The following is a 13,050-nucleotide window of genomic DNA, read 5'->3' on the forward strand; positions in this document are numbered from 1 at the left end:
TCAAGCGTAAGGCGGGTGATTTATGAGACAAACACTCAGCACAAAAATACGGGCACTAGTAATGGTCATCGGTGGTCTGCCGCTACTGGGAGCAGCCAGCCAAGCCACGAGCAATTCAGCTCAGGCCGCGCAGGGTGACGCGATGGTACAAAAAATCTATCAGTGTGAGCGGGGCTTAGTATTGCCAGTGAGTTATATCAATACCCAGTCGGGTGGAGCCTTTGCTGTGCTGCAGGTAGAAGGGAGACAAATACCCATGCAAATTACCAGTAGCGGTTCAGGTGCGCGCTATCTCTCAATTAATCAAGAGTTACGCTATAGCTGGCACACTAAAGGTGAGTTGGGGGTTTTATCCTGGATTAGCTCCAATAAAAAAGCCCCAAAAGAAGAGCAAGGGCTATTAAAAGATTGTAAAGAGCTGCTTAGGTAACGCAAAATTATCCTAGGCGAGACATTGTTCGCAGATTTATCACTTAATAAACAAGAGGTTTTCATGGGTAGCAGTATCCAGCAATGGACAGAGCAAGCGAAACAAAACTGGTGGCCATGGCTGCTTGAATATGGCAGTCATGTGTTATTTGCCCTAATCACCTTAGTGGTAGGCTGGTGGCTGATTAATCGAGTGGTTAATGCCATTGAGCGCTTCACTCAGCAGCGCCACGCTGATCCGATGCTCAGTGGCTTTATTAGCTCGCTGGTCAGTGCGCTACTGCGCATCATGCTGTTGATTAGCGTGGCTGGCATGCTCGGTATCCAAACAACGTCCTTTATTGCTTTGCTCGGTGCAGCTGGTTTGGCCGTTGGTATGGCATTGCAGGGCAGTCTGTCAAACTTTGCAGGTGGCGTGTTGATTTTGTTTTTACGACCGTTTCGGGCTGGCGATTACATTGAGGCCCAAGGCACTGGTGGAACGGTTGAAAGTATTATGATTTTTCATACGGTGTTAAAAACCGGAGATAATAAAACCGTAATTTTGCCCAATGGCGCATTATCTAACGGCAGTATCGTGAACTTTTCCCGCAAGCCGACCCGCCGAGTTGATCTTAATTTAGGAATTGATTATGGCGACGATTTACAGCAAGCCCGCGCAATCTTATTGGCGATTGCAAATGCCGATGAGCGCGTACTGCAAGAGCCAAAGCCTGTGGTGTATCTGACCTCGCTGGGTGATAACTCGGTTAATATCTCGTTGCGGATGTGGGTGAAAAGTGCCGATTATTGGGGTGTATTCTTTGAGCTACAAGAGCAAGCAAAAGAGCGCTTTGATGCGGAGGGAATTAATTTCCCATTCCCACAACGCACCGTGCATCTGGCCAAGCAGGCGGACTAGCAGAGCAATATGACGGCCTGATTAAAAAATAGCCACTGCTCGGCAACTGAGTGCTGACAGTGGCTGCAGCGTATTTTTTTAAGTTATTCACAGACCCTTCCACACTTTTTGTGAGTAATCCCTTGGTCGCATAAAGTCAGAAAAATGATAGGAATCAAGCTGTAACAAACTGTTGAAGAAGATTCCGCCGTGCTTACATAAGGCTGCTATAATCCGCGCGGTTATACCTTTATTACATGTCTTCTGATTGGGTTAGTGTGAGCTTGCTGTGAGCCATCTTTTATTCTCTGCCGAAAACCTTAGTTGTGAGCGCGACGGTCGTTTGCTGTTTCAGCAGCTGAGCTTTACCGTGCAGGGGGGCGATATGCTGCAAGTGGTTGGACCGAATGGCAGTGGTAAATCAAGTCTATTGCGTTTAGTGACCGGCATGCGTCAGCCCAGCTCGGGTCACATTCAGCGGCAAAGCTCTGGAATTTTATGGATTGGCCATGCACCAGGGATTAACGGTTTATTGAGTGCGGAAGAGAACCTAAGTTGGTTGTCAGCATTAACCGGTGTTAAGGCCAGTGCGGTGCAAATTCAGCAAGCACTAACTGCCGTTGGCCTGCGCGGTTTTGAGGATGTGCCTTGCCACACCTTATCAGCGGGGCAGCAGCGGCGTGTGGCTTTAGCTCGTTTGTATTTGCCAGCTGCCGCACTGTGGGTATTGGATGAGCCCTTTACAGCACTAGATAAAGCCGCAGTGGCTCAGCTTGAACAGCATTTAGCTGCGCATTGTGAGCAAGGAGGTGCTGTGATCTTAACTACGCACCATGACTTACAGCATAAACCCCAACAGTTTGCTGAAGTAGATCTAAGTAAGGCAGGGCGTTGATGTCATTATTTTTCTTATTATTTCAACGAGAAGCGCGCTTACTATTTCGTCGAGTTTCTGACTTGATTAACCCGCTGATTTTTTTTGCTATTGTAGTTGCGCTGTTTCCATTAGCGGTTGGGCCAGAGGTCGGGTTATTGCAGACACTATCGCCTGGTTTGATCTGGGTAGCGGCACTGTTAGCTGTGCTGTTGTCCCTAGATGGTTTGTTTCGCGCAGACTTTGAAGATGGCTCCCTAGAGCAATGGGTAGTTTCCGAGCGTTTTTTACCTTTGCTGTGTTTGGCCAAGGTGGCTGCGCACTGGCTATTTTCAGGGTTAGCCTTGGTCTTATTAGCGCCTGTTTTAGCCTTGATGCTAGGACTGCCTGCAGCTTGCATTCCTGACTTATTACTGTCGTTATTGCTCGGCACCCCAGTGCTTAGCTTGCTAGGAGCAGTGGGCGCTGCACTAACCGTTGGTCTAAAACGGGGTGGATTGCTCTTGGCGTTATTGATTTTACCGCTTTATATTCCGGTGCTGATTTTAGGCAGTGGTACTTTACAAGCCGCACTGCAAGGCTTGCCCACCACTGGTTATCTGCTGTGGATGGCCTGTTTAACCGTATTAAGTATTACCTTAACTCCTTTTGCGATAGCTGCAGGGTTAAGTATTAGTGTGGCAGAATAGCCGGCTAACAAACGTGATGATTAAGCTCCCACTGAATGAAGAAGGTATAATAAATCAATGAATTGGGCATGGTTTCATAAATGGGGTTCACCTAAGTGGTTCTATGAAAAAAGTGGTAATTGGTTACCTTGGCTAGTCATTGCATCCATTATTTTATTAGCTGTAGGGATGGTGTGGGGACTCGCGTTTGCCCCTGAGGATTATCAGCAAGGTAACAGCTTTCGGATTATTTATATCCATGTTCCTGCGGCATTTCTAGCCCAGTCAATTTATGTGACCTTAGCCATTGCCGGTCTGGTCAGCTTGGTCTGGAAAATGAAGGTTGCCGATGTTGCTTTGCAGCAAGCAGCACCTATTGGGGCGTGGATGACGTTTATTGCACTCTTTACTGGTGCGGTGTGGGGTAAGCCAACCTGGGGTGCATGGTGGGTATGGGATGCGCGTTTGACGGCGATGCTGATTTTATTGTTTTTATATTTTGGAGTGATCGCCTTAAGTCATGCGATTACTAACCGCGAAAGTGCGGCTAAAGCGTGCGCGATTCTATCCATTGTCGGAGTGGTTAATATTCCCATAATTAAGTACTCGGTAGAATGGTGGAACACCTTGCATCAGCCTGCCACCTTTACCGTAACCGAAAAACCGGCGATGCCCTTCGATATGTGGATGCCTTTATTGTTAATGGTGTTGGGGTTTTATTGCTTTTTTACTGCGGTGTTATTTGTGCGAATGCGCTTAGAAATATTAAAACGCGAGCACCGAGCCCGTTGGGTCGGTGACATTGTGAAGCAACAGCTGGAGCGCTAGTTATGTATTTTGCGTCCTTGAGTGATTTTTTGGCCATGGGTCAGCATGGCATCTATGTTTGGTCGGCCTATGCCGTAGCCCTTGCGGTGCTAGGTCTAAATGTTATGTTGCCGTTGTTAGCACGTCGGCGTTATCTGAAACAAGCAGCGCGTCAGTTGCGTCGGGAGCAGTCACTGTGAATCCAGTTCGTAAAAAACGTTTAATCATCGTCTTAGCTATCTTATTAGGCGTCAGCGCGACCGTAGGGATTGGATTACTCGCCTTGAAAGAAAATATTAACCTGTTCTACAGCCCAACCCAGATCGCCCAAGGTGAGGCGCCGGAAGAAATGCGGATTCGTGCCGGCGGCTTGGTCAAAGACGGCTCGGTTAAGATTTTAAATGAGCAAGAGTCACAAAGTGACGACAAAACCATCGTCACTCGTCAGTTTGTGATCACCGATGGTCAGCATGATGTAACGGTGCAATTTACTGGCTTCTTGCCTGACTTGTTCCGCGAAGGGCAAGGAATTGTCGCGCAAGGTAAGCTGAATCATGCTCGGGTATTGTTAGCTGATGAAGTCTTAGCTAAACATGATGAAAACTACATGCCGCCAGAGGTGACTAAAGCCTTAGAAGAGGCCGGCGTTCTCAAGCATTATGAAAATGGCGATCAAGCGACCGCTAAGGATAAAAACTAATGAATAGCTTTATGCTGTTTATTCCTGAACTGGGCCACTTAGCGCTAATTTTAGCGTTGTGCTTTGCCGTGGTGCAGTCAATTTTTCCGATTATTGGCGCGTGGCGCGGTGATCATCACTGGATGAGTTTGGCGCAACCGGCAGCTTGGGGGCAGTTTGCATTTTTGTTAGCGGCTTTTGCCTGTTTAACTTGGGCCTTCGTAGTAGATGATTTTAGTGTGTCCTATGCGGCCAGTAACTCCAATAGCTTGTTACCTTGGTACTACAAGGTTAGTGCGGTGTGGGGAGCCCATGAGGGATCATTGCTGTTATGGGCATTGATTTTAGCTGGCTGGACTTTTGCCGTTGCGATCTTCTCCAAGCAGTTGCCAGAAGAAATGCTGGCCCGCGTGCTATCCATTATGGGCATGATCAGTGTCGGTTTTTTACTGTTTTTGATCGTGACCTCTAACCCTTTTGAGCGCTTATTGCCTTTAATGCCAATGGATGGGCGTGATCTTAACCCCTTACTGCAGGACTTTGGCTTAATTGTACATCCGCCTATGTTGTATATGGGGTATGTGGGTTTCTCAGTCGCTTACGCCTTTGCCATAGCAGCATTGCTTGGCGGTAAACTCGATGCGGCTTGGGCACGCTGGTCACGGCCTTGGACCCTAATTGCATGGGCGTTTTTAGGCATAGGGATTGCATTAGGCTCTTGGTGGGCTTACTACGAACTGGGTTGGGGCGGCTGGTGGTTCTGGGATCCAGTAGAGAATGCGTCCTTTATGCCTTGGCTAGTAGGCACAGCCTTAATTCACTCTTTGGCAGTTACCGAAAAACGCGGCGTGTTTAAGAGTTGGACAGTATTACTGGCGATTGCCGCGTTCTCCTTGAGCTTACTGGGAACCTTTTTAGTCCGTTCGGGCGTATTAACTTCGGTGCATGCATTTGCTGCTGACCCTGAGCGCGGTGTCTTTATTTTAGTTTTCTTATTAGTGGTGGTAGGGGCATCTTTAACGCTATTTGCCTTACGTGCCCCCGTTGTTAAAAGCCATATCGGCTTTGGTTTATGGTCACGGGAAACCCTGCTGCTAATTAACAACATCATTTTAGTGGTTGCAACCACTATGGTGTTAATGGGTACTTTGTATCCTTTAGTTTTAGATTCTCTAACTGGCGCCAAACTATCCGTAGGTCCGCCGTACTTTAATGCGCTCTTTGTGCCATTAATGGGCATCTTGATGCTGGCACTGAGTGTTGGGGTACTGTTGCGTTGGAAAGACACTCCAGTGAAATGGATTAGCAAAATGCTGCTACCAGTTTTATTGCTCAGCGGCATAGCGGCTCTAGGTTTAGGCTATTTCACCGCAGACTTTAATTGGGCGGTGGTAGCGGTTTACTTCTTAAGCTTTTGGATTGCCTTTGCTGTAGTGCGAGATGTGCTGGATAAAACCCGTCATCGTGGCCTTTGGAGTGGCATGCGTAAGCTGACTCGCAGCTACTGGGGAATGCACTTAGCACATATTGGCTTAGCCGTTTGTGCCATTGGTGCAGTGCTCTCTACTCAGTTTAGCTCTGAGCGTGACCTAAAAATGGAAATCGGCGATAAGCTGAGTATGGGCGGCTATGAGTTTGTATTTGATGGTGCTAAGCACTTTGAAGGCCCTAACTATATTTCCGATAAGGGCACGATTCGGGTGTTTAAAGACAATAAGCAAATTGCCAAACTACACCCAGAAAAACGCTTATACATTGTGCAGCAAATGCCAATGACTGAGGCAGGTATTGATCCTGGTTTTACCCGTGACCTCTACGTAGCTTTAGGTGAGCCATTAGATAATGGAGCTTGGGCTGTTCGTGTTCATATTAAGCCTTTTGTACGTTGGATTTGGCTAGGTGGTTTTTTAACGGGTTTTGGTGGCTTACTTGCTGCTGCTGATCGACGCTATCGAGTTAAAGTTAAACGTAAAGTGCGTGAGGCTTTAGCAACAGGAGAAACAGCCAATGTCTAAAGGCCGTATAGCGGCAGTAGTCGCAATTTTATTAGGCGTGGCGGCCTTTGCTTGGGTAGCTATCTTTGGGATCCATAATGATCCATCAGAGCTGCCTTCAGCCTTAATTGATAAGCAGTTTCCTGCATTTGAGTTGCAGCAGGTGGATAATAGCCAAGTGCTAATTACTGAAAAAAGCATGCTAGGTAAACCGGCTTTAGTGAATGTTTGGGCAACCTGGTGCGCTGCTTGTAAAGATGAGCATCCGGTGCTGAATGACTTAGCTAAACAAGGCGTGGTAATCCATGGCGTGAACTACAAAGATGATAACGCCTCTGCACAAAAGTGGCTGCGTGACTTCCATAACCCTTATCAGCTGAATATTTTTGACCCTAAAGGTACCTTAGGTTTTGACTTAGGCGTGTATGGTGCGCCTGAAACCTTTATTGTTGATAAGGCAGGGAAGGTTCGTTACAAACTGGTAGGGGTAGTTACCAAGGAGGTTTGGCGTGAACGCTTAGCCCCGATTTATCAGGAGTTGCTAGACGAATGAGTAAGCGAATAAAAGCCTTAATTTTTGGCACCTCGCTTCTGGTTAGCAGTAGCTGGGCGGCAATTGATACGTTTGAGTTTGCGGATAAACAGCAAAATGAGCGTTTTCGAACCCTAACTGAAGAGCTGCGCTGCCCTAAGTGTCAGAATCAAAATATTGCCGACTCAGAGTCACCGATCGCTCTCGACATGCGGGCGGAGATTTATCAAATGCTGCAAGAGGGTAAAACCAATCAAGAAATTGAAGAGTTTTTGGTCGATCGCTTCGGTGAGTTTGTGCGCTATCGGCCACCGGTTACCAACAGCACATTGCTGCTATGGTATGGCCCAGCGGCTTTACTAGGCGCAGGATTTGTGATTCTTGGCGTAATTTTATACCGCCGTAAGCGTGCCAGCATTAAACAAGCCCAAGCCAATGCCGCTCATCTAAATAGCCAAGAGCAACAACAACTCGAGGCTTTGCTGCGTCAACAATCTCAAAATAAGAGTGAATCATGATAGGTTTTTATCTGGCGGCATTGAGCATGCTGCTTATTGCGCTACTGATATTTTTGCTGCCAGTGTTGCGGGTTCGCAAATATCAAGCAGAAGAAGATCGCACCGCATTGAACGTGGCGTTGTACCAAGAAAGTTTAGATGAGTTAGATAGCCAGTTTACCGCCGGAGCGTTATCCGCGGAACAGCTAGCTCAGGGGAAAGCTGAGGCTGCCCGCGTCTTACTGCAAGACACAGAAACCGGTACCCCAAAAAGTATTGGTGGTTTTGGTAAGGCACTGCCATTAATTGCTGCTTTACTGATTCCTATAGCAGGCTTTGGCCTGTATCAGCACTGGGGTGCCTATGACAATGTGAAGCTGGCGATGGATATGGCGGAGCCGCCAGAAAGTATGGCTGAAGTCATTGAGCGCTTACAAAAAGTAGTGGCAGTACAGCCTAAATCCTTAGATGCACTCTTTATGCTAGGCCGCACTTATATGAATGCTGAGCAGCCCCGTGAAGCTGCCCGCACCTTTAATGCAGCAATTGAGTTAGCTGGCCGCCAGCCAGAGCTACTGTCGCAGTGGGCACAAGCAGAGTATTTCGCTAATGGCAAACGCTGGAATGACGACTTGCAAGCAGCCGTTAATGAAGTACTGCAAGATAATCCTGATGAACCTACAGTACTGGGATTAATTGGGATTGCAGCCTTTGAGTCAGGCGACTTTCAGACCTCAATTAATGCATGGTCCCGTTTAGTGGCGAGCTTAAACACTGAAGACCCTTCAGTTGAGCCCATTATGATGGGTATTAAACAAGCCAGACAGGCACTTGATCAACAAGGCAGTACGCCACGTGGTCCGACCCCGGAATTTAAAGCGGATAGTGCCAATCAAGCAGTACAGGCCGTCAACCCTGAGTCAAAAGTAACCGTACAGGTGAGTTTAGGCAGTAAGTTGCAAGGTACCCTCGCAGCTGACGACAGTGTTTTTGTATTTGCCCGAGCTCAGCAAGGTCCGCCAATGCCGTTAGCGGTTAAGCGACTAACCGTAGCTGATTTGCCGGTGACCTTAGAGTTATCCGATGCCGATGCGATGCTAGATAACATGAAACTCTCTAGTTTTCCGAAGATCGCTCTGCAGGCTCGCATTTCAAAGCAAGGCAATCCAACAGAGGGTGAGTGGGAGAGTTTGCCACAGCCTGAAGAACTGCCAGTAACTGCTCCCGTGCAATTAGTGATTGATCAGGCGATTGAACCATAAAGCGTAGAAGGAAGAGGCAATGACTGCTCAGCAAGCAATTAAAGTCGGAATTATTGGCACTGGTGCTATTGGTGGGTTTTATGGAGTCATGCTGGCTAAGGCCGGTTATGAAGTGCATTATCTGTTACGCAGCGAATACCCAGCAGTTAAGCAAAATGGCTTAATGATTCAAAGTGATGTCTATGGCGAAATACATCAAGCGCAAGCCAATGCTTGGAATGATGCCAGCCAAATGCCTAAGTGTGATTGGTTATTAGTAGGTGCTAAAACCACTAGTAATCCAAGCTTAGTGCCTTTGATTGAGGCAGCTGCAGCGGATAATGCTAAAGTGGTGCTAATGCAAAATGGCTTTGGTGTAGAAGACGAGCTGCGGCCTTTGCTGTCAGATAAACTGCACTTATTGGGCGGCTTATGCTTTATTTGTGTGCACCGCGGTGCGCCTGGAATTATTTATCACCAGGCCTATGGCGGAGTGAATCTAGGCTATCACAGTGGTCCAGCTACTGCAGAGCAAGCGCTTGCGATCACCGAAGAGGGCGCTAGCCTGTTCCGTAACGCTGGTTTGGACTCCAAAGCCATGGCCAATATTGAGCAAGCGCGCTGGCAGAAACTGGTATGGAACATTCCTTACAATGGTTTATCCGTGTTATTAGACGCCACTACCGGCGAAATGATGAACAATCCTGATGCCCGCGCTTTAATTGCTGATTTGATGCAAGAAACCATTGATGCGGCGACGGCTTGTGGTCATCAGTTGCCCGACAACTTTGTACAAACCATGCTGAAAGCCACGGACAAAATGCCGGACTATCATCCGAGCATGTACCATGACTTTACCCACCAGCGGCCACTGGAATTAAAAGGAATTTATGCCGCCCCTTTAGCAGCCGCTAAGGAGGCAGGCTGCTCAATGCCTAAAGTGGAAATGCTGCTACAGAGTTTAGCCTTTAAAGTAAATCAACCAATTGCCGAACTATAAGTTAAACTATCTACCTAAGTAAGTCGCTGGCTTACTTAGGGAATATATTTTATTCGCAAGCCCTTTTAAAAAATATTGGGAAGAGTAGGCTAGTAGCTATTCATTTTGTTCACCCCTTTGACGATTTTTTGGGAAGACTATGCGCTTACATAAAGTTTTATGCGTTGCCTCTTTAGCTTTGCTATCCGCCTGCAGCTTTATGCAGAAAAAAGAAGAGCCAAAACCTTTAGTTAAAATGAAAACTGAATTGACGGCTGAAGAATATGCCGCATGGATGGCTGAGTATGAGCCTAAGCTTACCCAAGCCATTGCCGGCACACCGTTAGAGTTAACCCGTAACGCGCGCAGCTTTATGGTAACCCTGCCAGTCGATCAGGCGTTTAATAAAGATCGTCCAAAAATGTTAATGCCCGCGATGTTGGGGCCTATCACTAAAGTCACTAAGCTGCTTGAAAGTGATGCTAAAACTGGGGTAATTATTTTAGGTCACTCAGATATCAGTGGAAATACTGCATTAAATGCTCAGCTAAGCCAAGATCGTGCTAAAGCCGTCGCGGCGATTTTTAACTTAGGCGGCATCCGTCATGACCGTTTATTGTTACTAGGCATGGGCGAAGATAAGCCGCGTGCAGGACAAGCAACCGCTGCGCAACGTGCGCTCAACCGCCGGGTAGAGTTAATTATTACCCCCAAAGGCACCTTAACTAATACATTAGCTCAGTATCGTAGCGCACCTTATGGTGTACTTGCGGCGAATAAATAAGGCCTAATCTGTGTCTATTGAACACGTAGCTGCTATGCGCCGTAATTATCTGCGCGATGGATTACTTGAACACTCGGCGCCAATGGATCCTTTTGTCTTATTTGAGCAATGGTTTAATCAGGCGGTTGCTACTGAGCAAGCACCGATTGAGCCTAACGCTATGATGCTGGCGAGTGTTGATGCCAGTGGTCAGCCGCACTGTCGGGTGCTATTGCTTAAAGGAGTGACCGCTGAAGGCTTTATCTTCTTTACTAATTACGACAGTGCTAAAGGGCAGCAGCTTAGTGTTCAGCCTAAGGCAGCCATGACTTTTTTCTGGCCAACCTTAGAGCGCCAGGTACGTATTGAGGGTCAGGTAAAACAGGTGGAGCCTGCTGTATCTGATGCTTACTATGCTCAGCGTCCGTTAGGTAGCCGTTTGGGCGCTTGGGCTTCTGAGCAGAGTCAGCCGATTGCTAGTCGTGAGGTGTTAGAGCAAGCCATGCAGCAAGTAGAGCAGCGTTTTGCTGACAGTGAACCAACTCGACCCGCGCACTGGGGCGGTTTTTGTCTTGAGCCGCAGCGCATTGAGTTTTGGCAGGGAAGAACTTGCAGGCTGCATGACCGGTTAAATTTTGTGCGTGAAGCACAGGGCAGTTGGCGTCGAGAACGCCTAGCCCCTTAAGCACTTTAGCCGTTGCTTTGCTCCTGATCAAAGTCTTGGGCCGCTTGTTCTAGCCACTTAGGCAGCTGTTTATGAGCAACTTTTTGTTGCTGTGCTAACTCTAATTGTTTCAGCATGTAGTCACGCTTTAGCTGCTGCTGAGGGTGCTCATGGTCGACAAAGGAGAGCGCTAGGTCACGGTTAGACCAGCGCTTAATGCGCACATACAGCCACCAGTGAAAGTACAAGCCTGATAAAGTAGCAATAGCGATAATAAAGTAATCCATAATTTCCTCGTTGTGAGCAACTTATTTGATTCCGCGTGGTCTAATAGGCCAAGCAAAATTTAGGAGTAAAAAATATGCGTAAGTCTATTGTGCTTGCCGCTTCATTAACAGCAATTTCTTTATTGACCGGTTGTGCTTCAAGCTTAACGGGTGATAGTTATTCCCGTGCCGATGCACGTCAGGTACAAACAGTACGTATGGGCTCTATTGTTTCTTTACGTCCAGTTAAAATTGAAGGAACTAAAACCCCTGTTGGTGCAGGTGCCGGTACTGTTATTGGTGGAATCGCTGGAAGTGGTGTAGGTGGTGGACGTGGTAGCGCTGTGGCTGCTGTGATCGGTGCGGTCGCTGGTGGTTTAGCCGGTGCTGCTGCTGAGGAAGGCCTAACACGCACCCAAGGTGTTGAAATTACCGTACGTGAAGATGACGGCTCTACTCGCGCTTATGTTCAAGCAGTACAAAAGAATGAAATTTTCCGTGTCGGTGAGCGTGTGCGCATCGTTACGGTTAATGGTCAAAGTCGTGTGACGCACTGACAGTAATGCTGTATCGTTAAAAAGCCCCGCCAGTTTAAATAACTGGCGGGGCTTTTTGTTGCTTTTATTACTTAAATACTAAGCAAAGCGCTGATTTGGATGGCGCATAATTAATAGATCACAGTTGGCTTCTTCAAGTACTCGTTCAGCAGTATGGCCAATCAGCGCAGTTTCTAGGCTGCCACGGGCAATCGCGCCCATCACCAGCAAATCAACCTCTTCTTGCTCTACAAACTCTGGAATTGCATTTTCAGCAAAGCCTTCAATCAGATGTTTGCGCTCGTCAGCGACGTTGTAATTACTAAAGAGCTCGGCAAAGCGTTGTTTATGTTGGCTAATACCGGCGCTCACTTGCTGATCATAGGTAGCGGCCAGAGTAGCATCAAAAATTAAGGATTTAGGGAAGGGGGCATAGGTATGCAGATAATTGGCTTCCAACTTAAGGGTTTGCTCAAAATATTGAGCCACTTGAATTAAGTGGTGATCCAGTTCATTTTTCGTATCGTTTAAATGCCCTGGGTCTACCGCTGCACAAAGTTTCTTGCCGCGCCATTCAGAGTCACGAGATAGCCATAAAGGCACTGGGCAGTGGCGAATTAGCTGCCAGCTGGTGTTATTTAAAAATAAGCGTTCCAATAAACTATGGGTGGTGGCATCACGAAAAACAATATCTGGCTGTAGCTCTTTTACCCGCTGAATGACCATTTTAGATAGCGGCTTGCCCCAGCGCGACTCACAATTTACGGTAAGGCCTTTTTCTTTTAGTGGTTCAGCCAGCTTTTCTAGCCATTTTTTTCGGTTGGCTAGCAAAGAGTTACGTGCCTTTTCTTGGGCTGGGCCATCAAAGAAAAAACCACCTTCTAAAGCAGGGTTGTGCTCACAAACAATCAGCTCTAGCGCGGCCCCTGAGCGTTCAGCAACCCAAGCAGCGCGCTCTAAAGAAGGCTGCTTGTCTTCATGGGTGGGATCCAAAACAACGAGTAACTGCTTTAATTCCATTCCTAACTCCTTAGGTATTGCTAAACATAAATAATAGGTTCAGTAAATCCTGAAATCTACCAGGGGGTGTTGATAAGCGTCATGCGAACGAGGTTACACCGCTACAGCGTAAGGTCAATAGATTAAATAACCATATAACAATTAGTTATTAAATCATCCTTGGAATCTATGCCACTATCGCGCCCTTGTTGAATTTCGGAAAAACTTAGGTAGTCGGGTGG

Annotated in this window: 17 protein-coding genes; 15 read left to right on the plus strand and 2 right to left on the minus strand. The window is 47.3% G+C overall.

The window, feature by feature from the left end:
- The first annotated feature begins 22 nt into the window (after window positions 1-22).
- From AKN87_RS02305 to pdxH, 14 genes are all read left to right on the plus strand, one after another.
- Window positions 23-430, plus strand: a complete 408-nt coding sequence (locus AKN87_RS02305) for an MliC family protein (RefSeq protein WP_080995479.1) — start codon at window positions 23-25, stop codon at window positions 428-430.
- Between the two features lie 63 nt (window positions 431-493).
- Window positions 494-1,330: a mechanosensitive ion channel family protein gene (locus AKN87_RS02310; protein WP_053102327.1), complete on the plus strand. Its 837-nt coding sequence runs from the start codon at window positions 494-496 to the stop codon at window positions 1,328-1,330.
- A gap of 268 nt (window positions 1,331-1,598) precedes the next feature.
- Window positions 1,599-2,204: a cytochrome c biogenesis heme-transporting ATPase CcmA gene (gene ccmA / locus AKN87_RS02315; protein ID WP_053099474.1), complete on the plus strand. Its 606-nt coding sequence runs from the start codon at window positions 1,599-1,601 to the stop codon at window positions 2,202-2,204.
- Entirely contained in the window at window positions 2,204-2,872 is a 669-nt protein-coding gene (ccmB, locus tag AKN87_RS02320) for a heme exporter protein CcmB (RefSeq protein ID WP_053102328.1), read from the plus strand. Before ccmA ends, ccmB begins: the two co-directional genes overlap by 1 nt.
- A gap of 57 nt (window positions 2,873-2,929) precedes the next feature.
- Window positions 2,930-3,679, plus strand: a complete 750-nt coding sequence (locus AKN87_RS02325; protein ID WP_053099476.1) for a heme ABC transporter permease — start codon at window positions 2,930-2,932, stop codon at window positions 3,677-3,679.
- Window positions 3,680-3,681: 2 nt separating this feature from the next.
- Window positions 3,682-3,858, plus strand: coding sequence for a heme exporter protein CcmD (ccmD, locus tag AKN87_RS02330; protein ID WP_053102329.1), 177 nt, complete (start codon window positions 3,682-3,684; stop codon window positions 3,856-3,858).
- The gene (ccmE, locus tag AKN87_RS02335) at window positions 3,855-4,358 is read left to right on the plus strand and encodes a cytochrome c maturation protein CcmE (protein WP_053102330.1); all 504 of its coding nucleotides are present in this window, start codon (window positions 3,855-3,857) and stop codon (window positions 4,356-4,358) included. The genes ccmD and ccmE overlap by 4 nt, the downstream gene beginning before the upstream one ends.
- Window positions 4,358-6,352, plus strand: coding sequence for a heme lyase CcmF/NrfE family subunit (locus AKN87_RS02340; RefSeq protein WP_053102331.1), 1,995 nt, complete (start codon window positions 4,358-4,360; stop codon window positions 6,350-6,352). Before ccmE ends, AKN87_RS02340 begins: the two co-directional genes overlap by 1 nt.
- Window positions 6,345-6,884 (plus strand): DsbE family thiol:disulfide interchange protein, encoded by a 540-nt coding sequence (locus tag AKN87_RS02345; protein WP_053102332.1) that lies wholly within the window; start codon window positions 6,345-6,347, stop codon window positions 6,882-6,884. The genes AKN87_RS02340 and AKN87_RS02345 overlap by 8 nt, the downstream gene beginning before the upstream one ends.
- Window positions 6,881-7,381: a cytochrome c-type biogenesis protein gene (locus AKN87_RS02350; protein WP_053102333.1), complete on the plus strand. Its 501-nt coding sequence runs from the start codon at window positions 6,881-6,883 to the stop codon at window positions 7,379-7,381. The genes AKN87_RS02345 and AKN87_RS02350 overlap by 4 nt, the downstream gene beginning before the upstream one ends.
- Complete coding sequence (gene ccmI, locus AKN87_RS02355; RefSeq protein ID WP_053102334.1) at window positions 7,378-8,622, plus strand: c-type cytochrome biogenesis protein CcmI; 1,245 nt, start codon at window positions 7,378-7,380, stop codon at window positions 8,620-8,622. The genes AKN87_RS02350 and ccmI overlap by 4 nt, the downstream gene beginning before the upstream one ends.
- Before the next feature lie 19 nt (window positions 8,623-8,641).
- Window positions 8,642-9,601 (plus strand): putative 2-dehydropantoate 2-reductase, encoded by a 960-nt coding sequence (locus AKN87_RS02360; protein ID WP_053099483.1) that lies wholly within the window; start codon window positions 8,642-8,644, stop codon window positions 9,599-9,601.
- Window positions 9,602-9,800: 199 nt separating this feature from the next.
- Window positions 9,801-10,364 (plus strand): OmpA family protein, encoded by a 564-nt coding sequence (locus AKN87_RS02365; protein WP_158487761.1) that lies wholly within the window; start codon window positions 9,801-9,803, stop codon window positions 10,362-10,364.
- A gap of 34 nt (window positions 10,365-10,398) precedes the next feature.
- The gene (pdxH, locus tag AKN87_RS02370) at window positions 10,399-11,028 is read left to right on the plus strand and encodes a pyridoxamine 5'-phosphate oxidase (RefSeq protein ID WP_053103605.1); all 630 of its coding nucleotides are present in this window, start codon (window positions 10,399-10,401) and stop codon (window positions 11,026-11,028) included.
- A 5-nt stretch (window positions 11,029-11,033) separates the two neighbouring features.
- On the opposite strand, the gene AKN87_RS02375 is transcribed toward pdxH, so the two are convergent.
- Entirely contained in the window at window positions 11,034-11,294 is a 261-nt protein-coding gene (locus tag AKN87_RS02375) for a hypothetical protein (RefSeq protein ID WP_053099485.1), read from the minus strand.
- A gap of 74 nt (window positions 11,295-11,368) precedes the next feature.
- Here AKN87_RS02375 and AKN87_RS02380 point away from each other — a divergent pair, with 74 nt between their 5' ends.
- Window positions 11,369-11,830: an outer membrane lipoprotein gene (locus AKN87_RS02380; protein WP_053102336.1), complete on the plus strand. Its 462-nt coding sequence runs from the start codon at window positions 11,369-11,371 to the stop codon at window positions 11,828-11,830.
- Between the two features lie 78 nt (window positions 11,831-11,908).
- Here AKN87_RS02380 and AKN87_RS02385 read toward each other — a convergent pair whose 3' ends face one another.
- Window positions 11,909-12,829 (minus strand): universal stress protein, encoded by a 921-nt coding sequence (locus AKN87_RS02385; RefSeq protein ID WP_053099487.1) that lies wholly within the window; start codon window positions 12,827-12,829, stop codon window positions 11,909-11,911.
- Between the last annotated feature and the right edge of the window lie 221 nt (window positions 12,830-13,050).

This window comes from Thiopseudomonas alkaliphila, assembly GCF_001267175.1.
Classification (GTDB): Bacteria; Pseudomonadota; Gammaproteobacteria; order Pseudomonadales; family Pseudomonadaceae; genus Oblitimonas; species Oblitimonas alkaliphila.

What these genes read in the sequence shown, in the direction of transcription:
- pdxH (WP_053103605.1), top strand. Translation starts at nt 10,399, where the DNA reads ATGCGCCGTAATTATCTGCGCGATGGATTACTTGAACACTCGGCGCCA.
- AKN87_RS02325 (WP_053099476.1), top strand. Translation starts at nt 2,930, where the DNA reads ATGAATTGGGCATGGTTTCATAAATGGGGTTCACCTAAGTGGTTCTAT.
- AKN87_RS02380 (WP_053102336.1), top strand. Translation starts at nt 11,369, where the DNA reads ATGCGTAAGTCTATTGTGCTTGCCGCTTCATTAACAGCAATTTCTTTA.
- AKN87_RS02340 (WP_053102331.1), top strand. Translation starts at nt 4,358, where the DNA reads ATGAATAGCTTTATGCTGTTTATTCCTGAACTGGGCCACTTAGCGCTA.
- AKN87_RS02365 (WP_158487761.1), top strand. Translation starts at nt 9,801, where the DNA reads ATGCAGAAAAAAGAAGAGCCAAAACCTTTAGTTAAAATGAAAACTGAA.
- ccmI (WP_053102334.1), top strand. Translation starts at nt 7,378, where the DNA reads ATGATAGGTTTTTATCTGGCGGCATTGAGCATGCTGCTTATTGCGCTA.
- AKN87_RS02345 (WP_053102332.1), top strand. Translation starts at nt 6,345, where the DNA reads ATGTCTAAAGGCCGTATAGCGGCAGTAGTCGCAATTTTATTAGGCGTG.
- AKN87_RS02305 (WP_080995479.1), top strand. Translation starts at nt 23, where the DNA reads ATGAGACAAACACTCAGCACAAAAATACGGGCACTAGTAATGGTCATC.
- AKN87_RS02385 (WP_053099487.1), bottom strand. Translation starts at nt 12,829, where the DNA reads ATGGAATTAAAGCAGTTACTCGTTGTTTTGGATCCCACCCATGAAGAC.
- AKN87_RS02310 (WP_053102327.1), top strand. Translation starts at nt 494, where the DNA reads ATGGGTAGCAGTATCCAGCAATGGACAGAGCAAGCGAAACAAAACTGG.
- ccmD (WP_053102329.1), top strand. Translation starts at nt 3,682, where the DNA reads ATGTATTTTGCGTCCTTGAGTGATTTTTTGGCCATGGGTCAGCATGGC.
- ccmB (WP_053102328.1), top strand. Translation starts at nt 2,204, where the DNA reads ATGTCATTATTTTTCTTATTATTTCAACGAGAAGCGCGCTTACTATTT.
- AKN87_RS02350 (WP_053102333.1), top strand. Translation starts at nt 6,881, where the DNA reads ATGAGTAAGCGAATAAAAGCCTTAATTTTTGGCACCTCGCTTCTGGTT.
- AKN87_RS02375 (WP_053099485.1), bottom strand. Translation starts at nt 11,294, where the DNA reads ATGGATTACTTTATTATCGCTATTGCTACTTTATCAGGCTTGTACTTT.
- AKN87_RS02360 (WP_053099483.1), top strand. Translation starts at nt 8,642, where the DNA reads ATGACTGCTCAGCAAGCAATTAAAGTCGGAATTATTGGCACTGGTGCT.